Below are 19,710 nucleotides of genomic sequence, written 5' to 3' on the forward strand. Positions count from 1 at the left end.
GATGGAGTATGGCTTCCGTGATGTCCGATTCCGCGATCGACGCTGCTCTCGCGGAACTGCCCGACTGGCACAGATCCGACAATGCAATTGCGCGGGTGGTCGAATCGACAACATTCCCCGAAGCCGTCGCGCTGCTTCAGGACGTCGCCGCAGCTGCCGAAGCCGCCGATCATCATCCCGACATGGACGTCCGGTGGCGGAAAGTCACCTACACACTGTCGACACATTCGGCGGGCGGCATTACCGAACTCGACGTGAAGTTTGCTCGGAAGATCGATGCGCTCGTCGCAGATTCGGCAAAAAGCTGACGTCTGAAACCGCCTGAACCGACATAACAGTTGCATCAATATTCACATTGATCACTTCTGTCACAGGGTATGGTCTGCAAGCAATCATTTCGAGGCCAGTCATGTAATAGACTCCACCGGGATCCGTAGCTGCTCAGAAACTGAACGGCTGTACAACCCGGGGCTCACTTACATAGAGTGACCCCTCGAGCCGTCAACGCAGGCGCTACGGCGCCTGCGCGGTCTGACTAAGGATGGGGAAACAGTGCTTCGAACCCGAGGTATGCGTAAGGCGTTCACCGCCGTCGCAATTGCCGCAGCAGCAGGACTTGCATTGCCGGCACAGGCAATGGCCGATCCGGCTCCCGCGCCGACACCGGACAGTGTGCCGATCGAGTTCCTGGCATCGTTTGCTCCCGCCATCATCGGCGCAGCCGCAGGCCCCGTCGACGCCCAGGGCGTCACCCAGGTCGCCGGCAATCCGCAGGCCGATCTGCTCGCACAGGCTCGCGCGATTCTCAATTCCGCCGGGCTCCCGCCCGAGATCAAGGCGACGCTCGAGAAGGTCATCACCTTCCTCGACGGCAGCGGCGGCGGCGGACCGGCGATTCCGGACGAAAACGCCCCCGTCATCGCACAGTTCCTGTACCCGACTCTGGGTAAGGGCTGCATCTCCGCGACGGCTGATTCCGTCGGCACCGCACTTGCCGTTCCCGGCCCGGCACACCTGCCGCCTCCGGGACCTGCCGCAGGTCAGGCCGGGTTTGTCTTCACCGCGCTTGGCACTGCTCCGGCCACCGATGACCAGCCCGTCCCGCTGACGGTCACCTGGATCAACATCGACAACGGTCGCAGCGCTACGCAGAATCTCACCACGGCCGCTCGCATCAACCCGGACGGCCCCGCCACCCTGTCGGCTATCGCCGACACCGGCCCGGGACGCGTGCTGTCCGTGATCAGCGGTTCGCTGACCACCCAGCCCGAAGGCGCAGATCGCATCACCTGCAGCTTCCTGCCGACCGTGGGTATGTTCGCAGTGGCTTGATCCACAAACGACGCAAAGAGGCTCGCCGAATTTTCGGCGGGCCTCTTTTGTGTGTGCAGTGCTCGTGATAGACCAAGGAATGGGACATTCCAGATCAATTCTGTCGATCCGCTCCGAAGGATCGATTCTTTCGATCGGTAGCACTCACTCGATCTTGTCGATCGGCAGCGCCTTCTCGATACTGTCGATCGGCAGCATCGGTTCGGCCGGGTCGATCCTGAGCTCTGGTTCCTTTGCCAGTCTCGGATCGGCGTTTTCCGCGCTGTCTCGGTGGTCACTGATGTCGTGGCGCGGAAATCACTCGTCGCCGGACGACCGGCCGAATCTGGTTGTGATTGCGCCCGAACCGGATTCGACGCTAGCTCACACTCAGACGTGATCGTCGGGTGCCGGCCGCGGCCAGGTCCGACCTTCGAGTTCTTCCACCGATTGGTTCAAGTGCCGCAGTAGGTCACCCAACGCCCGACGCGACTCCGGCGTCCAGTTTCGCACCACCTTTGCCACACCGGCAGTCGAATGTTCACGGTCTGCGCGCAGTTGAGCCAGACCGGACTCGGTGGGGCGGACCTTTCTCGCGAGTCCGCCGTCCGGGTCTTCGACGCGTTCGACCAAGCCTTGGCGACGGAGAGCGCCGATCTGCCGATTGATGGTCGAAATGTCCAATCCGAAGGCGCAGGACAGCTCTTTCAAGCTCATCGGTTGTTGTAGTTCCAGGCGCCCGAGTAGCAGGTATGCCGAGCGGTCCAGATGAAGTTCGGCGCGCTGTGCCAGGGCGTGATACCGCGACAACAGCGTCAACTCGTATTCGATGTCGACAAGGTCGCGGTCTGGGTCCGGCTTTTGTCCGTGCACATTCGTCACGTTGTGCAGGATACACAGAATGTGTAGCGTGCACAGAATAGGTGGCAAGCGCTACCCACATACTTCGGGAGCCGAATGTCCGTTCACGCCCATCCGTCGAACACGGAAACAGCCGTCGACGCGACAGTGTCCCCGCGCCCACGATTGATCCTCACTGTCCTCGGCCTGTGCGGGATCGTCGTCGCCCTGATGCAGACGCTGGTCGTCCCGATCATCCCGCAGCTACCGAGCCTGCTGAACGCGCCGCCGGCCGACACGTCGTGGGCCATCACCGCTACGCTTCTCGCCGCTGCTGTCATCACCCCGATCAGCGGCCGCCTCGGCGACATGTTCGGCAAGAAACGCATGATCCTGGTCAGTCTCGGCCTGGTGGTTCTCGGTTCCGTCATCTGCGCGCTGTCGTCGTCGCTCATCGTGCTGGTGATCGGGCGCGCGCTCCAAGGCGCCTCCGTTGGTGCCATCCCGCTGGGCATTGCCATCCTGCGTGACGTTCTGCCACCAAAGAAGGTGGGCGGCGCGATGGCCGTCATGAGCGCCACCCTGGGCGTCGGCGGCGCTGTCGGCCTTCCCATCGCCGCACTCATCGCTCAGAGCGCCGATTGGCACTTCCTGTTTGTCGTGTCCGCGGCTCTGGGTTGCCTCTGTATGTTGTTGGTGTTCTTCGTCATTCCCGAGTCATCCGTCCGCAAGCCGGGACGTTTCGACTTCGTCGGTGCCCTCGGCCTGGCCGCTGCCCTGATCGCCCTGCTCCTGCCGATCACCAAGGGCGGCACGTGGGGATGGACCGATCCCAAGACCCTGGGGCTACTGGCGTCGTCGGTCGTCATCTTCGTGGCGTGGGGCTTCTGGGAGCTCAGACGCAGTGCGCCGCTGGTGAATCTGCGAATCGCGGCACGTAAACAAGTGCTGTTCACCAACCTCGCATCCATTGCCATCGGCTTTTCGATGTACGGGAATTCGCTGTCGTTGCCACAACTTCTCATGGCTCCGAAGGACACCGGCTACGGATTCGGATTGTCGATGGTGACCACCGGCCTGGTACTCGCACCCGCCGGACTGGTGATGATGGCACTCTCCCCCGTTTCCGCCCGCATCTCGGATTGGAAGGGTCCGCGCATCACCTTGCTGACCGGATCGCTGGTCATCGGACTCGGTTACGTCGCCGCCCTCTTCGCGACGTCCGCGGTGTGGCAAGTCGCGCTGGCCGGAATGGTGATCGGAGCTGGTGTGGGACTGACATTCTCGGCGATGCCGGCCCTCATCATGAGCTCGGTTCCGATCACGGAATCGGCTGCCGCGAATGGTTTGAACTCACTGATGCGGTCGATCGGAACCTCGAGTTCCGCCGCCGTGGTGAGCGTTGTGCTTGCCGGTGCCACCATCATGGTCCACGACCGCGTCTACCCCACGCTCGATATGTTCAAAGCCACGTTCGTGATTTCGATTGTCGCGGCGGCCGTGGCGATGATCTTCGCGTGGTTGATTCCCAAACGGAAAGCGCCGCACAGGGAATCAACCACGTCGCGGCCGCAAGAATGACACGGCCGTAAGAACTGCGGGAGGTGCTACTTCTCCGGAGCGCCTTCGATGCTGCCGGCAATCTGCAGCTTCGACAGCAGGGTGTAGATGAAGTCGATGAGAAACTCCATGAAATATTTCCTCTCGCAAATACGGGTCCCGACCCGTCAACGACGGTACCGCAACACAAGATCGGCCGAATCCGCACCTCTCGGACACGAGAACATGTTCTAATTTGACTCGGTCGTCTACCCGAGGAGTCACACATGGCATGGACACGCGCTGAACTCGATCAGGCCTTTGCGGGTTTCCAGAACACCGTCGTCGAATGCACGCGCAGCGGCGATTGGAATGCGTTTGCCGACATGTTCACCGAAGACGTCGTCTACGTCGAGCATGCCTTCGGGACCCTCAACGGCCGTGAGGCAGTGCGTAAGTGGGTTACCCGCACGATGACCGAGTTCCCGGGAAAACGCATGACGGAGTTCCCCGCAAACTGGTACGTGATCGACGAGGAGCGCGGGTGGATCATCTGCGAAATCGACAATCCTATGGAAGACCCGGGCGACGGATCCACTCACGGCGCCGCGAACATCACGATCCTGCACTACGCCGGAGACGGATTGTTCTCCCGCGAGGAAGACGCATACAACCCGATGAATTTCCTGGCAATGACCAAAGCCTGGTGCTTGGCCGCCGAAGCCGCGGGCAACCTTCCCGAGGATGCCCGCGCCTGGTTGGCAAAATTCGGCGCTATGGTGCGATAGAGCCGATCGGAATGTTGGGCACGATCGAACCGGCCAATGACCACTGCCCGTAGTCGAGGGCAAGGATCGAATTCAGGTCGACGCCGATTCCGTCGACCGTGCGCTTGTCGATCTCGAACTGATGCAGGTGCGCGCGAGGATGGACGTAGCCCTTCGGCGAGCCCCAATTATGTTGCCAGTACCAGGTTCCGACCCCCACGCCGATCATCGCGTCGAGCACGCCGGTGTTTCCGTAGATACCAAGATTCTGATTGCCGACTACCGACGCCCATCCCTCGAGATAGGGCCTGATGAGGTTGTTGATCTCGGCCGGCGACGGGTTGTCGTCGATGGACGCGTAGATCGGACGCCCCTCGGGTCCACCCGCTTGGCGGTGCAATTCGAGGCCCCGTGTTGCATGCCTCTTGCCGCCTTCGCGGCCTTCACGCCAATCGGCCGTCGCACTTTTTCCGAACTGGTAGCAGGACACGACCTGCAGTCCCGCTGCTGTCAGAGCGTTCACTTCACCCGCCTTGACTGGCTTCCCCACCATCCAGTTTGCGTCAGGGCGGCGGTCGGATACGTAGCGGATCGCGCCCGCGTAGCCGCCCGCCCGAATCGACTGCGCCGACGGGACCCCGGCGGAGTAGTCGAGCAGAGTTCCGAGCGAGCCGGCATTGGCCACCGTGGCCGTGCCACTGAGCGCGGCCAGTCCAGCGGCGGCAGAACCTGCGGCCGCGTACTTGAACAAACTTCTTCGTGAGACGTGCACACTGCTCCGATCATCGGCGTATCCCGCCCGATCTAGGCGGAAAGTCGAGTTTCTTTGTTCACTCGATTGCACCACAGTCACAAGGCCACCGCCTTGCACTTGACCAACACCAGCCACACCACCGCCGTGACCAGCGACAACAAAAACGATGGCCCCCGAAACTTTCGTTTCGAGGGCCATCGTCATCGGCCGTAGCGGCCGGAAGTTATCAGCTGAGCGACGTGAAGAACGTCAGAGCACTGAACAGGTCAGATGCGTTGCTGAGGAAGTCGGTGATGAAAGAGAACTGGCCCGAGAGTTCAGCGCTGGTCATGTGTTAACTCCTGTCGAAGATGAAACATCAGTGGTCTAACAGGCCCTCTTGCTGACCTGCTGGACTAAGACTAGAGGTCTTCCGTTACTTCCGCGACACCAAATGTGTCCGGGACGTTACATCTTCGGACCTAGGCGGCAAACGCATATTCACAGGTAACGCCCAGCAGGCGTGATCCGATCGAGATAATTCGCCCTATTTTTAACGATATCCGAACACGGTTTCCATTAGTGGTTATTACTTCGCAATCTCTCAATTCAGCCAAATGATGTTGGTAAGCCTAACTTAATTGATCCTGTTTCAGCACTAGCGCCGCCCTGACCAGGAATGGGACGATTCCCCGCGAGGCCGATCGGCGCACGGAGGCCATGCCGCGCAACTCTTCAGCCACGGCTGCGATTAACAGAACATTGATGCCTGTCGAGTCCGATCGCAACGAAGCCCGAAACAAACCCGACCTCCCAGAACGTGATGCTATTCACACCAAATGTCCGGGCCGTTGCAGACGCATCGGGCACAGTTGATGTCATGAGCCGCAACAAGAAGTCATGGAGTGAACTCTCACCGCGCCAACGACGCATTGTGATCGTGATGGGGTCGATCCAGTCGATTCTGGCAATCGCCGCCTGGGCCGATCTGGCGAAGCGCGATCGCGCGGCGGTCAACGGCAGTAAGGCCAAATGGGCAGCGATCATCGCGATCAACTTTTTCGGACCGATCACGTACTTCCGGCGCGGCAGGATTCAGTCGAAGTAGTCCCAGAACTGCAACCACTTCACGGAAGCGAACAGCCCGAGCGTCCCGGCATATATCGCCAGGACAGCGGCGGTGCCGAGGACGTTCGTGCGTAGTTTCGCTCCGTCGAACGGGTCGAGCCATCGACCGAACCGACGCGTCGCCGCCGGCATCAGGAACCACGTCATCGCCCCAACGCTGACGATCTGGCTCAGCCACATCGACAGCCAGGGCGGTGCGCCGATCCCGTCGAGCACCGGACCGAGAAATCGCGACAACGTCATCACTGTCGGGTAGAGGACCAGAAGAATGATCATCGCGGTCTTCCAGTTCGGAGTCGCCCGCGTCTGCCCGTTCTCGGTGCGCAAGATCGTGCCGAACGGGGTGGAACGCACGGATTCGGTGAAGTCTTCCGCCAACTCCTCGCGAAGCGCAGGCAACACCGCCGCCCGCTGCTCCGATCGCATCCACGCGGACAGTTGCGGTTCCGTCCGGAAGCGCAGAACCGATTGCCACCGCGTCGCATCGGCAGTCGAGCACAGCAGCAATGCGCTCTCGTACCCCGAGAAACGCGAACTTTCCACGATCAGGCGATGCTGGGTCCGCAGAAATTCGTCTTGCCGTCCGGCGACAACCGTGTGGTCGTACACGCCGATGCCGGGCGGCGGCACAGCATCGTCCACAAGGACAAGGTCCGAACTCTTGGCGCGGATCCCCCGCGCCACCCCGTGGTCGACAAGACGTGCATGCTCTGGCGAGTCGAGCCAGCCATGTAGCTCTTCGACGCTGGAAAAGGTATGGGACACACCGTAATCGGAAAGCTCTGAACCGTCACTGATTGCGCTGCCGAGATAGCCCTGAGCCGATCTCGCTGTTCTGACAGCCTGAGCGGTCCACTCGGCAAAGCGCTCATCACCACCGTTTTCGAGGCGGTGATAGGCCGTGACAACCGTCGCCGAACCGGACACGTCAGGTCGACACCCTGCGACCCTGGACGTACACGTGCGAGATCGCCGGCTCACGCATCGCCATCAACAATCCGAACAGAGTTTGATCACGCGCCAGAATCGGATCAGGCGACCGCGTGCCGAAGTTGATCAGACTGCCCAGCGCCGGCCACCCGGCCGGATCAACGACGAGGAAATCTGCCTCTTTACCGGCGTCGAGGTTTCCGATGCGGTTCTCCATGTCCAGCGCACGCGCTCCGGCCAGTGTCCCCGTGAACAGCAATTCGGCCGGGTGGAGCGAAAGCGCGCTGTCGCCCTCCTCCGAGATGTGCACTTTGAAAGCGTCGCCCAGAACCCGCGACAGGAGGAATTCGTCGCCGCCGCCGAAGTCCGAACCGATCGCGATGTTGACTCCCGCCGCCACCGTTCGCTTCCACGGCATCGTGCCGGAACCGAGGAACTGCTGCGACGTCGGGCAATGAGCAATCGACGTCCCGGTCTCCGCCATCCGAGCCAATTCGGAATCCTGGCAGTGGACGGAGTGCGCAAGAATTGCGCGGGGTCCGAGGAAAGACTTGCCACCGACTTCGGAGCCTGGCAGGAACTTGCCGTCGTACGTATCGAGGTACGACTGAACCTGGTAACGCTCGAGCGTCGTCGCCACTTCGCCTGTGCCCGGCCTGTTGTTCTCGTTGAGGTGACTGTGGAAGTACACGCCACGGCCTCGCACCGAGTCGTACAACTCCCCCAGATTCTTCAAGGTCTCCGTCGTTACGGCCAGGGAAAACCGCGGTACGACGGCAACGTGCAGGAGAGCAGTGTCAACGTCACCGGTGTCCGCACCGTGCCACCGATCGATCTCGTCGCGGGTCAGCGTGATCGCGTCGTCCTCGGACGTGATGAGCGCTGCTGCAGATTCGGGCCCCGTGGTTTGGATGCCACGGCCGCTGACGAGGCGAAGCCCGGTTCGCTGAGTTTCCGCGAACAACGCGTCCTGCGCATGCGGAAAAGCGGAACCGAAGACCATTGCCGCGGTAGTTCCGGTGGCTATCCGGCGAGCGCAGAACGCGGCAGCGGCATGCGCGGCAAATTCCGGATCGGCCAATCGTGATTCCGAGGGGAACACGCAGAGATCGAGCCACTCGAGTAGTTGTCCACCGCCGTAGGCGTCACCGGCGTAGATCTGCGGAAAGTGAACGTGAGTGTCGATGAATCCGGGGAGTAGAAACCCTGGGCGATGATCGTGGACGTCGCCGCCGTGCAGATGCTGCGGCAACGCGTCGAATTCACCGCAGAAAGCCACAACACCGGCGTCGTCGATCGCGAGCACACCGTCGGGGAGGGAGACGAGCGCGTCGGCCGCGCCCTCGACCGTCGGGCTACCGGAAATGTGGAAGATATGGCCCCGATGCAGCTGTATCACTCATTGAGCAAATCACAGTCGCGGCGATACCGCGCGTTCGAATTGTCCGGATCAGTTCATGGTGGCGTGCCACACGAACGCTGCGGCCAAAGCGCCCGCGCCGTTCAGGGACCAGTGCAATGCGATGGGCGCAAGAAGACTGCCACTTCGATGGCGAAGCCACGTGAAGACGAGACCGGCCGCCGCGGTAGCCAGAACCGCGCCGAGAATACCGGCGATCTGACCGACGACCCCATTACCGAGGAAGCCGGACAGTCCCTCGTTTCCACTGGTCAGACCCATCGACGACGCGATGTGCCACAGCCCGAACGTCAACGAACCCGCTGCGGCGACGCCCCGGAAGCCACTGACCCGGTTAAGCGTCCCGTGCAGGACACCGCGGAATGCCAATTCCTCCGGAATGACGGTCTGCAGGGGAATGATGATCATCGACGCGATGATTGCGCCCGAGATGGTCGCGTAACGATCAGCCATGAAGAACGGCCTGGTCAGCGGCAGCAACGCGCCGACCGCCACGACGGTCAGAACAAGTCCGACTGCGATGAGTGCGTACTTCGAACCGCTTTTGAGATGCTTCGGGGACAGGCCCAACTCCGCCCAGCCCAGCCCTCTGCGCTTGCTCATCGCGAGCAGCACAAGCGCCGAGATCGGAACCGTCGCGATGCTCGCCCACACCGTGGTGAAGTGCGCAATCAGATTGGTTCCCACCAGAACCGCGATGACCACCACGATGTCGATGTACGCGTGAACGCGAGGACGCGAGGTAGACGGGGCCGTGTTCAGGACAGCAGCATCAGACACGGTTGAAAAACTCATATAAGGCCGTCACCCATCGCCGCAGTTAGCTGAAAATTCACTCATTCAAGTGTACCGACGCTGCTGACGTGCCCGCCAGGTTTGCGTCGACACTCACAGTCGACTCTCAGAGTGCGGCACGTTCGAGTTCTGCCACGTCGATCTTCTTCATCTGCATCATCGCGTCCATCACACGCTGGGCTTTTGCGCGATCAGGATCCTGCATCAATTCGATCAATCGATTCGGCACCACCTGCCACGACAGACCGAACTTGTCCTTGAGCCAACCGCACTGGCTTTCCTCACCGCCCTCGGTCAGAGCCGACCAGTAGTGGTCGACTTCAGCCTGGTCGGCGCACGGAATCTCGAACGACACCGCCTCCGAGAACGTGAACATCGGTCCGCCGTTCAACCCGGTGAACCGCTGTCCGTCGAGTTCGAACACCACCGTCATGACCGACCCTGCCGGTTGACCGGACGGCGATCCCTCGCCGTATCGCTCGATTCCGATGATTTTCCCTTTGCCGAAAACCGAGATGTAGAACTGTGCTGCTTCCTCCGCTTGCGTGTCGAACCACAGGCACGGGGTGATCGAGGGCATGACTACTCCTTAGGTCGGGACGGTCTTCACAGGGATAGACCGTCGCGGCCGCCGGAAATCATCGGGTAGTTCAGTCGAACAGAGCCGACTCGATCACCGGCCAGGAACGCGCCAGTTCGTCGGACCAATACGGCCAACCGTGTGTGCCCACCGGTTGCGCGCTGCGCGTGACATCGACGCCGTGACTGCGGAGAACACCGGAAATCTGATCGGTACACAGATTGGCGCCGAGTTCCATGACACCACCGACGACAACGACCCGAGCAAGGTCGGGCGTCTCGAGTGTTTCGTGGGGGCCCGGCAATCCTGTGCCCGATGACAGGTACACCTTTGTGCCGCGAAGCTTGTCCGCGTTGGCAAAGATGTCGTGCTCGCGCCACGCGGGGCTGTCCACCGGACCCCACATCTGTTCCGATGTGGCCATTCCGTTGATGACAACAAGATCCGTCAGAGCCTTACCGAATCCACCCACCGTCGTGTAGCACCCACTGTAGGCAGCTACCCCGTCGTACAGATCCGGTGCCCGCTGGGCAAGCATGAGCGCGGCCTCGGCCCCCATCGAGATGCCACCGATCGCGTTGCGCCCACTGGTGTCGAACGCCCCGTCGATCAATGGCGGCAATTCCTTGGTCAGGAATGTCTCCCACTTGAGCTTGCCGAATTTCGGGTGGTCTTCCTGCCAATCGGTGTACATGGTTCCGGTTCCGCCGATCGGCGCAACCACAAAAACGTTCTTGTCCGCGAAGAACTCCCGAGCATTGCCCTTCGTCGGTTCGAACCAGTTGTTGTCCTCGATCTGGCCCGAGTTTCCGTCGAGCAGGTACAGAACGGGCCGAGGCTCCGAACTATCGGCCGGGAGAAACACCCGCACGGCCATCGTGCGGCCCATCGCCGGACTGTCGACGTCGAGCAGCACTTCCCGCTCCGACACCGAAGTGGTCGCGGCGATTCGCGGCGACGCATCGGCGGACACGGTTTGTGCCGGCGGCGCTGCTTCGTCCGCGCTCGCAACGATCGGGAGAGCGACTACCGACGCCAGCGACACGGCGCACGCCAGTGCGATCTGAGACATACGCATGCAAAAGTCCTTACAAGCCGAGGGACGCGGCAAACATCGGCCACGAATCGTGCAGGTCGTCCTGCCAGTAGCCCCACGAGTGGGTACCGGCCGGTTTGATGTTGTATCGGATGTTGTCCATGCCCAGTGCGGTGGTGCGATCCGCCAACTGCATTGTGCAGAAATGTGTCGCAGCCTCGATGCCCCCACCCAGAGCCAGCGTCGCTGCCAGCACCGCGACGTCGTTGTCGATTCGCGGATCTGCCAACGTGTCGTACGGGCCGGGGATGCCGGTTGCGGTCGTGATGTACATCGGAATTCGCGGTAGCTTCTCCGCATTCACCACCGGATCGTGTGCAACCCACGCGGGGTCGTTGTACGGCCCCCACATGTTCTCGGGGTTACCCCCACCGATCCCGACGACCACTTTGACGAAATCCTGTCCCGGACCGGGACTGGTCATCGCGCAGCCACTGAACGAAGCGACGCTGTTGTAGACCGTCGGCGCACTCATCGCCAGATTCAACACAGATGTACCCGCCATCGAGATCCCCCCGAGTGCGTTCTCGCCCGTCGTATCGAAATACTCGTCGATCACGTGCGGCAGTTCCGACGTGAGAAACGTGGTCCACCTGTTCACGCCGTTGTTGTCGTTGATCTGTGCGAGCCCCGGATCCGGCCGCAACCAATCGGTGTAATAGCTGAACGCCCCGTCCAACGGAGTGACCACGTTGACGTGCTTGTCGGCGAAGAACTCCGGCACGTCGGTACGTACCGACCATGTCGCGTCGTTCTTCCCACCATCCACCCCGTTGAGCAGATACAGCGTCGGCGCGGGTGTCGACGTGTCGGCTGGGCGAAGCACCTGGACCGGAATTCCGCGATCCATCGACGGTGAATACACGACGACGTCGACGAGACGGCCTTCCGCGGGTACGGCGCTGATCACGCGTGGACCGCCCGTCTCGGCCACTGCCGGCGACGACACGACAAAGAGAACGGTTGCGGCCGTCGCAGCACCGATCAATGCACGCGCTATGCGGATACCTCTCATGAAAACGTCCCTCGAGTTGCCGAGCACAGATGGACATTATTGCCCGAAATGCTCCGTTTCGAGGGCAAACGACCCAGTCACGACTACCGTCCGACCGCCCGGCGTAATCGAGGAAAACCCCCAACGATAACCTGAACGGGACCTTCGCACGCACCCTTGTTCAGGAGAAAAGATGGCCGACTTCCTCTATGAGGACCTGTTGCCGATCGGTGAGGACACCACCGAGTACCGACTGCTCACCACTGAAGGGGTGTCGACAGTCGAAGGCCCGGACGGTCGGACCTTCCTGAAGGTCGAGCCCGAAGCGATGCGTCTGCTGACCGAAACGGCTCTGCACGACATCTCCCATTACCTGCGCACCGATCACCTGACGCAGCTGGCGAGCATCCTCGACGATCCCGAGGCATCCAACAACGACAAGTTCGTTGCTCTCGATCTCCTGAAGAACGCAAACATCGCAGCCGCTGGTGTTCTCCCGATGTGCCAGGACACCGGTACCGCAATCGTCATGGGCAAGCGCGGACAGCACGTATTGACCCCCGGTGATGACGAGCAGTCCATCGCCCGCGGTGTGTACGACGCCTACACACGCCTCAACCTGCGTTACTCGCAGAACGCCCCCATCACGATGTGGGACGAGAAGAACACCGGAAACAACCTCCCCGCGCAGATCGAGCTGTACGCCGATACTGCTGCCGGACACGAGAACTCGTACAAATTCCTGTTCATGGCCAAGGGCGGCGGCAGCGCAAACAAGTCCTACCTGTACCAGGAAACCAAAGCGATCCTGAACCCCGACTCGATGATGCAGTTCCTCGAGGCAAAGATCCGCTCGCTCGGTACCGCAGCGTGCCCGCCGTACCACCTCGCGATCGTCGTCGGTGGCACGTCTGCCGAGTTCGCGATGAAGACGGCCAAGTACGCGTCCGCGCACTACCTCGACGAGCTCCCCACCGAAGGCGCCATCACGGGCCGCGGCTTCCGCGATCACGAACTCGAGAAGAAGGTCTTCGAGCTCACGCAGAAGATCGGCATCGGCGCACAGTTCGGCGGTAAGTACTTCTGCCACGACGTCCGCGTCGTCCGTCTCCCCCGCCACGGCGCTTCGCTGCCCGTTGCCATTGCCGTGTCGTGCTCCGCAGACCGCCAGGCCAAGGCGAAGATCACGCCCGAGGGTGTCTTCCTCGAACAGCTCGAATTCAACCCGGGCCGTTTCCTGCCCGAGGTCACCGACGCGCAGCTCGACTCCGAAACCGACGGAATCTCCGGAACCGGCAAGGGCGCAGCGGTCAAGATCGACCTCACCAAGCCCATGGCCGAGATCCTCGCCGAGCTGTCCAAGCACCCGGTGAAGACGCGTCTGTCGCTCACCGGTCCGTTGGTCGTGGCCCGCGACATCGCGCACGCCAAGATCAAAGAGCGCCTCGACGCCGGCGAGGAAATGCCGCAGTACCTCAAGGATCACCCGGTGTACTACGCCGGACCTGCCAAGACTCCGGATGGAATGGCCTCCGGTTCGTTCGGCCCGACCACGGCCGGCCGTATGGACTCGTACGTCGAGCAGTTCCAGGCCGCCGGTGGCTCGATGATCATGCTGGCCAAGGGAAACCGTTCCAAGCAGGTCACCGACGCGTGCAACACCCACGGCGGTTTCTACCTCGGATCGATCGGTGGACCGGCGGCTCGTCTGGCACTCGACTGCATCAAGAAGGTCGACATCCTCGAGTACGCCGAACTGGGTATGGAAGCCGTCTGGAAGATCGACGTCGAGGACTTCCCCGCGTTCATCGTCGTAGACGACAAGGGCAACGACTTCTTTGCCCATACCGGTGAAGTAACCCTGACGATCGGCAAGCGTCCGGGTCTGTAGACAGTTCAATAGCAAAGAGCCCCGGCGAATTCCGATTCGCCGGGGCTTGTTTGTGGGTTTGTCAGGTCCAGAGAGCAGCCACAAAAACAGTCACGACGGACAGTCCACCGACCACGTGTACCAGGTTGGGGTTTGGCTGCCCCTTCTTCTGCCTGGCCCGCGTGATCTCCGCCAACGCGACGATGGCCAGTGAAAGTACAAGCTTCACAGCGATTTTCGCGTGAATGTAGTTCTTGTCCAGGGCACCTTCGCCGAGTCCGACGATGATGAGACCGGACAGGAACTGGAGGCGTGCACCCCAGACCATGACCTCGGTGATCTTCGGAGCCTTCAGGACTGTGAAATAGCTACCGACAAGGGCCGCCATACCGAGCAGGTGAATAACTACAAAGATATTGTAAAGAAATGACATATCTGCACTGTAGCGCCTAGTTCACGCCGCTTTTACCGAACTCCGCTATCAGTTACAGGATTCCGGCGTCCCGGGCCGCATCGCGGTATTTAGCGGCGAGCGTATCCACCGTTTCGTGCGCATTGAGCCCACTCGGATTGGGCACGATCCAGAGTTTCGCCCCCTCGAAATCATGGTCCTGATGGCCGGCCTTGGCTTTCTTGTTGCCGAAAGCTGTTCGATAGGCGGTGATCCCGGCGAAGGCAACAACAACAGGCTTGGTGTCCTGCACGATGTTTCGCACCCGAACTCCACCCGCCGCCAGCTCCTCCGGCGTCAATTCATCGGCCCGCGCCGTTGCCCGCACAGCGAGATTCGTTATGCCCACTCCCCGATCGATCAGGTGTTGTGTGTCTGCTGCCGACATACCGTCTGACGGATCTATCGGGCGTTCGATGATGCCTGCCCGCAACAACGCCGGATAGAAACGGTTACCCGGCCTCGCAAAATGCGCACCAGTTGCCGCCGTCCACAATCCCGGGTTGATACCCACGAACAGCAATCGGCAACCCGGTCCGATCAGATCGTCGATCTCGGCGTCGCGATACGACTCCAACTCCGCGCGCGTGAATCCCATAGCGCCAGTACATCAGACCCGCCGCGCAAAGGTATCGCGCACCTCGTCGATCGCGTCATGCATCAACTGTTCGTAGTGATCGATATCCGCAATCGCCGACGGACTGGTTGTGATGCTGATGGTCACGGTGTCACCGATTCCATGGACACCGTGAGTGAGTGACATGACCGGCGACAGGCTCGGAAACCCTGCCGTGAATCGCACCGTTGCGCCGCCGAACACCAAGTCCGCGGCTCCGCGAGCAACACTCGACACCACCGTATTACCCGTCACCGTCTCGGGAATCGCGGTGAAGTCGTATTGCTGCACGCCCCAACGAATCAGCGGCCCCGGAACAGCCTCGAGCGCCCGGTCCGACGCCGCACTGGATGGGTGCGCTGCTCGCGCTCGGCGCTCGGCCAGCGATTCCGTGATGCGTTCGGCTCGCTCGCGAAGATCGGCCACCTCCGGAAACAAACCGACACCTGCGTTCCGGAAGTGGTTGCGCGATTTCGGTTTTCCATCCTTCGCGATCGTGACCTCCGCGCCCAACTCAGGAGGAACGACGCCATCGGCGGCCAGCAGGTACTTGGTCATGGCCACCGAGATAGCCGTCATCGCCCCCACTGTCACGGAGACCCCGTCGGCTCGGAGATCTGCCGCGTCGCGCACGACCATCCGAACAAGCCTGTGCGCATCCGGGGCGATGTTCGAGGTAACCTTCGGACGGTTCGGGGCCTGCGGCGCAACAACTCCCGACTCGGTATCGGCCTGGAGTTGTAGCTGAGCCTGATGACCCGCGCGGCCGTCGCGAAACAGTCGGTAGATCTGGCTGGGCAGGCGCAGTGCCGCCCGGGCGAGTATTTCTACCGAACTGATCGAGCGTCTGTCGATCTCTGTGGTTTTCGGCTCGTCTGCCGAGAACAGCGTGCGGGCAACAGCACTCGCCCGCTTGCCGTCCGCCAGCGAATGAGCCACTTGCAGAACGGCAATCAACGCAGGGCCGTCGCAGCGCGGTGCGCCGTGCACGCCTTCGAAAAGATGCAGCAGCCAGGGTGTCGCGCGCGGATTGACGTGGTTCTCGAGCAACACCTCGATCGCATTGATGCACTGCTCCCACGAAGAGTCGGGAAGTCGATGCGTCACGACCAACGACTGGTCGACCGGCATCGGTTCCCACAGCGGATAATCCAGATGCCACGGCACTTCACGAATCCGCACGCACAGATCCGGAATCGACGACGCGCGATCGAGGACCGCGCGTCGTACATCCTCGAGCGATTCCGATTGCCCCTCGAAGCAGTACAGCAGGAGTTGATCGTTGGGGATCTTTTCCGAAATCCAGAAAGTTTGGGCGTCGGTGGGCGTCATCCGTAACACCGGGTGACGGTACCACCGCGGCATCAGCCCTTTTCGGCTTCGGCTTTCAACTGTGCAAGGCCCTTCTCGAAGTCCTTGCCCACCATCTTGTCCATGCTGAAAATGAATCCGAAAATCTTGAAGAAGAAGTTCTTCTTCCCTGTCATTTGCCATGTCACCCGAGTCGAACTGTCCTGCGGTTCGAGAAGAAACGTCGTGACGTTCTGCGCTTTGAACGGTTTGAGGAAGGAAAGATCCAAGACAACACGGCTACCCGGCACCGATTCGGTGATCTTCATCGAGCCTGAACCGGCCTTCTTGTTGCCAGACCAGGCGTACGACGCACCAACACCGGAATCCGGTCCCGAGTATGTCCGCTGCATCGCCGGGTCCAGTCCTTCCCACGGGGACCAGGTGGTCCAGCGGTGGAAGTCGTTGATCAGATCGAAGACTGTGGCAGCCTCCGCATTGATCACAGCGGAGCGTTCGACAAGAAACTCGTCGGAATTCGGTGAAGCCATAGTCGTCTCTCCAGAAGTTCTCGGGGCGATCAGTCTGACGGAATTATCCACCGTGACGCTGCCGCCGTCGAGACAGAACTCAATCGCGCAGGCACAGGCAGAAGTGATGGCCGACCGGGTCGCGGTAGACCCGGAAAGTCGGATGCTCAGCAATCCCGTCGACGCGTTGCGCTCCGAGGCTCAGTACCCACTCCTCGGCCGGGTCGAAAGCCTCTACCAGGAGATCGAGGTGGATTCCCACACCCACCTTCGGCCAGTCCACCGGAACAAAACCCGGGGCAAGTTGAAACGCGAGTCGTTGACCTGGCAGGCCTTCGATGACGTGCCAATCATCCTCCGCGCGAACAATTCTCCATCTGAGAACCTGTTCGTAGAAGCGTGCCAGCGCAGCCGGATCCGGACAGTCCAGGACTGTGTAGTCCATTCCGATATCCGGGTGCATCGCTAAGCCTTCTTCTCCGCAACTTTCTTACGCACGAAGATGAGTGGGAGCAGCAGAGTCGCGAGGGCCGTGACAAGCCACACGAGGACCGTGCTCATAATCCACGTCGACACACCGGTGATTGTCAGCCCGCCGAAAATCGATGCGATCAGCAGAGCGACGAAAGTCGAGACCAACCCGATTCCGCCGAGGAATGCCGGCGCGTGGCGCTTAGCCATTTTGGCGATGAACGGCGACAGGACCGACTGCGCGATCGCAAAGATGACAACCGCCGTGATGAAACCCGACGCGCTCACAGAAAACCCCGAAAGCAACCACGTCGCAACAAGAAGTCCGACCGCGGCAGACCCGAGGAATATCGCGGCGCGAATCAGAAAACTAATCATTAACCGATCCTATATGCCCGATATACGTCACGGCAGCACTTCACAATCCGAGAGAATCCTGAACGTCGCGCAATGCCCGCGCCGACGCATGCAGACCCTCGCGTTCACCTTCCGACAACGGCACCTCCAGCACTCGGCCGGCTCCGCCGCCACCAACCAGCGTTGGCAACGACAGACATACCCCTTCGAGGTCGTGCACCCCGTTCTGCAGGGTCGAAATCGGCAGCACCCGCTGCTCGTCGCGCAACACCACCTCCACCATGAAGGCGCTCGACAATCCGATGGCCAGATTGGTCGCGCCCTTGCCCTCGATGATCTGATACGCGCTTTGCACCACCGCGGTCGCGACCTCGTCACGGATCGCGCTGTCGAGTGTGTTCCCCGAAGGACCCACAAATGCCGTCGCCGGAACCCCGCCGATGGTGGCGCTGGACCACAAAGGAATTTCGGAGTCCCCATGCTCGCCAACGATGAAGGCGTGCACATTCTCGACCGCCACGCCCAACTTCGACGCCATGAGAAAGCGCAGACGTGCTGTATCCAACACCGTCCCGGATCCGAAAATCCGGTGACGGTACGGCCGACCCGCGGCCTGAACCGCTGCGTACGTCGCGATGTCGACGGGATTGCTGACAAAAAGAATGATTGCTTCGGGCGACTGCGAGAGAAGTTGCTCCGTCAAGGTCTGCACGATCTTGACGTTGACCGCCGCCAACTCGAGACGGGACTGGCCGGGTTTCTGTTTGGCTCCGGCTGTCACTACAACCAGATCGGACCCTGCGGTGACCGCGATGTCGTCACCACCGTCCACCGAACACGGTGGGGTGAACTGAGTGCCGTGGTTGAGATCGAGCACTTCCGCTCGCACCTTCGCGGCGTTTGTGTCGTAGAGGGCCAGTACGTCCGCTGATCCGCGGATGAGGCACGCATAGGCGATAGCCGTGCCGACACTGCCGGCGCCGACGATGGAAACCTTCTTCTTCCGAGAGCGATATGCCGTCGTCATAGCTTTGATGGTGCGCCCTTTATAACGATTCTGCAGGATATCGGGATTGCCAGCGTTCTCTCAGGCTTTGATCGCAGACCTCTCAGAATTGCCGTAGACCATGGTGAACATGACAGAGGTAACGGTTTTTGCAGTCGGCGGCACCGGCGAGTCGTACGACGGTGACACCCGCACCCACGTTGTCGGACTACTGAGCGCTGTCACACGTGAACTCGACGATCGGTTCGACGCGAAGTGGGTGAGTTACCCCGCATCGTACGGACCTGTTGCCGACGGCGGCTCCAGTTTTCGCCGGAGCACCGAAATGGGCGCCCGGGCACTCTTGGCAGCTCTCGCCGAGGTCCGCGGACCCGTCATGCTCATCGGATACTCCCAGGGATGCTCGGTTATTCGCGCCGCCCTGCCAGAAGCGAACGGCAGCAACATCATCGGGATCGGGCTGATCTCCGATCCGCAGCAACCAGTGGGGGTTCTCCCAGGTTGCGACGGGTACGGCGTCGCCGGCGACGGACCTGAAATTCCGTCCTGGATTCCGGCCAAGTGGATCGGGCATCCGCAGGACTTGATCTGCAATGCCAGCGACGACAGCTACATTCGCGACATCGCCGACCTCACCGGCTGGATGTCCTTCACCCAAGCGCGAGTGTGGGCGAACAAGGTGTGGGAACTACTCCGCAGCAACACATTTCAGAACGCGCAGAAGACTCGCTTCAGCCCGAGCCAATGGCGCAAAGATCTACGACGCCTACGCACCGCCTTCCTCGAAGTCCTCGGATACCTACCGAGCCTTGTGAGCTGGCGACGCTTTCAGATCCGGAACCCCCGTGGCGGCCGGCATGTCAGCTATGCGAGCGAGGCCTTCGACGCCAGCGGACGCACGGGTTGCCAAGTGCTGGCTGATTGGATGACGGCACAGGCTCAGGACGTCAGGGAGCACGTCCCCGCAGCCTGAATCTGCAGCCCTA

At 61.2% G+C, this 19,710-nt stretch carries 23 protein-coding genes; 8 read left to right on the plus strand and 15 right to left on the minus strand.

Annotated features, from left to right (window positions below):
- Window positions 1-8: 8 nt before the first annotated feature.
- The 3 genes from EEB13_RS21710 (at window position 9) to EEB13_RS21720 (ending at window position 1,711) form a co-directional block, all read left to right on the plus strand.
- A complete protein-coding gene (locus EEB13_RS21710) occupies window positions 9-308 on the plus strand; it encodes a 4a-hydroxytetrahydrobiopterin dehydratase (RefSeq protein WP_141486264.1) in 300 nt (99 codons plus the stop codon).
- 262 nt (window positions 309-570) lie between these two features.
- Window positions 571-1,332, plus strand: coding sequence for a hypothetical protein (locus EEB13_RS21715; protein ID WP_033234469.1), 762 nt, complete (start codon window positions 571-573; stop codon window positions 1,330-1,332).
- A gap of 79 nt (window positions 1,333-1,411) precedes the next feature.
- Window positions 1,412-1,711, plus strand: coding sequence for a hypothetical protein (locus EEB13_RS21720; protein ID WP_092807383.1), 300 nt, complete (start codon window positions 1,412-1,414; stop codon window positions 1,709-1,711).
- On the opposite strand, the gene EEB13_RS21725 is transcribed toward EEB13_RS21720, so the two are convergent.
- Window positions 1,702-2,193 carry a MarR family winged helix-turn-helix transcriptional regulator gene (locus EEB13_RS21725; RefSeq protein WP_245005944.1) on the minus strand — a complete coding sequence of 164 codons (492 nt, stop codon included), beginning with the start codon at window positions 2,191-2,193 and terminating at the stop codon, window positions 1,702-1,704. The two genes, EEB13_RS21720 and EEB13_RS21725, sit on opposite strands and share 10 nt — an antisense overlap.
- Before the next feature lie 75 nt (window positions 2,194-2,268).
- On the opposite strand from EEB13_RS21725, the gene EEB13_RS21730 reads away from it, so the two are divergent.
- Window positions 2,269-3,732: an MFS transporter gene (locus tag EEB13_RS21730; protein ID WP_092807187.1), complete on the plus strand. Its 1,464-nt coding sequence runs from the start codon at window positions 2,269-2,271 to the stop codon at window positions 3,730-3,732.
- A 245-nt stretch (window positions 3,733-3,977) separates the two neighbouring features.
- Entirely contained in the window at window positions 3,978-4,478 is a 501-nt protein-coding gene (locus EEB13_RS21735) for a nuclear transport factor 2 family protein (protein WP_138872526.1), read from the plus strand.
- Here EEB13_RS21735 and EEB13_RS21740 read toward each other — a convergent pair.
- On the minus strand, window positions 4,465-5,229 hold the full coding sequence (locus EEB13_RS21740) for a DUF1906 domain-containing protein (RefSeq protein WP_033234472.1): 765 nt from the start codon (window positions 5,227-5,229) through the stop codon (window positions 4,465-4,467). The genes EEB13_RS21735 and EEB13_RS21740 overlap by 14 nt on opposite strands.
- Window positions 5,230-6,070: 841 nt before the next feature.
- On the opposite strand from EEB13_RS21740, the gene EEB13_RS21745 reads away from it, so the two are divergent.
- Window positions 6,071-6,298, plus strand: a complete 228-nt coding sequence (locus tag EEB13_RS21745; RefSeq protein WP_033234609.1) for a PLDc N-terminal domain-containing protein — start codon at window positions 6,071-6,073, stop codon at window positions 6,296-6,298.
- Here EEB13_RS21745 and EEB13_RS21750 read toward each other — a convergent pair.
- The 6 genes from EEB13_RS21750 to EEB13_RS21775 all read right to left on the minus strand — a co-directional run bounded on the left by EEB13_RS21750 (window position 6,286) and on the right by EEB13_RS21775 (window position 12,154).
- Complete coding sequence (locus EEB13_RS21750) at window positions 6,286-7,245, minus strand: antibiotic biosynthesis monooxygenase (RefSeq protein WP_141486265.1); 960 nt, start codon at window positions 7,243-7,245, stop codon at window positions 6,286-6,288. The two genes, EEB13_RS21745 and EEB13_RS21750, sit on opposite strands and share 13 nt — an antisense overlap.
- 1 nt (window position 7,246) lies before the next feature.
- Window positions 7,247-8,647: an amidohydrolase family protein gene (locus tag EEB13_RS21755; protein WP_033234474.1), complete on the minus strand. Its 1,401-nt coding sequence runs from the start codon at window positions 8,645-8,647 to the stop codon at window positions 7,247-7,249.
- Between the two features lie 51 nt (window positions 8,648-8,698).
- Window positions 8,699-9,463 (minus strand): CPBP family intramembrane glutamic endopeptidase, encoded by a 765-nt coding sequence (locus tag EEB13_RS21760; RefSeq protein ID WP_187328606.1) that lies wholly within the window; start codon window positions 9,461-9,463, stop codon window positions 8,699-8,701.
- Window positions 9,464-9,569: 106 nt separating this feature from the next.
- Complete coding sequence (locus EEB13_RS21765) at window positions 9,570-10,043, minus strand: VOC family protein (RefSeq protein WP_033234476.1); 474 nt, start codon at window positions 10,041-10,043, stop codon at window positions 9,570-9,572.
- Window positions 10,044-10,113: 70 nt separating this feature from the next.
- Window positions 10,114-11,121, minus strand: a complete 1,008-nt coding sequence (locus EEB13_RS21770; RefSeq protein WP_045069438.1) for an alpha/beta hydrolase — start codon at window positions 11,119-11,121, stop codon at window positions 10,114-10,116.
- Window positions 11,122-11,131: 10 nt separating this feature from the next.
- Entirely contained in the window at window positions 11,132-12,154 is a 1,023-nt protein-coding gene (locus tag EEB13_RS21775; protein ID WP_045069435.1) for an alpha/beta hydrolase, read from the minus strand.
- Window positions 12,155-12,326: 172 nt separating this feature from the next.
- Between EEB13_RS21775 and EEB13_RS21780 the strand changes: the two genes are divergently transcribed.
- Complete coding sequence (locus EEB13_RS21780; protein WP_033234479.1) at window positions 12,327-14,024, plus strand: fumarate hydratase; 1,698 nt, start codon at window positions 12,327-12,329, stop codon at window positions 14,022-14,024.
- A gap of 61 nt (window positions 14,025-14,085) precedes the next feature.
- Here the strand turns inward: EEB13_RS21780 and EEB13_RS21785 are convergent, their stop codons facing one another.
- From EEB13_RS21785 to EEB13_RS21815, 7 genes are all read right to left on the minus strand, one after another.
- Complete coding sequence (locus EEB13_RS21785) at window positions 14,086-14,436, minus strand: hypothetical protein (RefSeq protein ID WP_033234480.1); 351 nt, start codon at window positions 14,434-14,436, stop codon at window positions 14,086-14,088.
- 52 nt (window positions 14,437-14,488) lie between these two features.
- Window positions 14,489-15,052 carry a mismatch-specific DNA-glycosylase gene (locus EEB13_RS21790; RefSeq protein ID WP_033234481.1) on the minus strand — a complete coding sequence of 188 codons (564 nt, stop codon included), beginning with the start codon at window positions 15,050-15,052 and terminating at the stop codon, window positions 14,489-14,491.
- Window positions 15,053-15,064: 12 nt separating this feature from the next.
- Window positions 15,065-16,402, minus strand: coding sequence for a WS/DGAT domain-containing protein (locus tag EEB13_RS21795; RefSeq protein WP_033234610.1), 1,338 nt, complete (start codon window positions 16,400-16,402; stop codon window positions 15,065-15,067).
- Between the two features lie 32 nt (window positions 16,403-16,434).
- Window positions 16,435-16,911 carry an SRPBCC family protein gene (locus EEB13_RS21800; RefSeq protein ID WP_033234482.1) on the minus strand — a complete coding sequence of 159 codons (477 nt, stop codon included), beginning with the start codon at window positions 16,909-16,911 and terminating at the stop codon, window positions 16,435-16,437.
- A 79-nt stretch (window positions 16,912-16,990) separates the two neighbouring features.
- Complete coding sequence (locus EEB13_RS21805) at window positions 16,991-17,353, minus strand: VOC family protein (protein ID WP_033234483.1); 363 nt, start codon at window positions 17,351-17,353, stop codon at window positions 16,991-16,993.
- 2 nt (window positions 17,354-17,355) lie between these two features.
- Entirely contained in the window at window positions 17,356-17,739 is a 384-nt protein-coding gene (locus EEB13_RS21810) for a phage holin family protein (RefSeq protein ID WP_033234484.1), read from the minus strand.
- A 40-nt stretch (window positions 17,740-17,779) separates the two neighbouring features.
- A complete protein-coding gene (locus tag EEB13_RS21815) occupies window positions 17,780-18,745 on the minus strand; it encodes an L-lactate dehydrogenase (RefSeq protein ID WP_033234485.1) in 966 nt (321 codons plus the stop codon).
- Between the two features lie 109 nt (window positions 18,746-18,854).
- Here EEB13_RS21815 and EEB13_RS21820 point away from each other — a divergent pair, with 109 nt between their 5' ends.
- Window positions 18,855-19,697 (plus strand): PE-PPE domain-containing protein, encoded by an 843-nt coding sequence (locus tag EEB13_RS21820; protein ID WP_033234611.1) that lies wholly within the window; start codon window positions 18,855-18,857, stop codon window positions 19,695-19,697.
- The last annotated feature ends 13 nt before the right edge of the window (window positions 19,698-19,710 follow it).

The sequence above is a fragment of the Rhodococcus sp. WS3 genome, assembly GCF_003797085.1.
Classification (GTDB): domain Bacteria; phylum Actinomycetota; class Actinomycetes; order Mycobacteriales; family Mycobacteriaceae; genus Rhodococcus_F; species Rhodococcus_F globerula.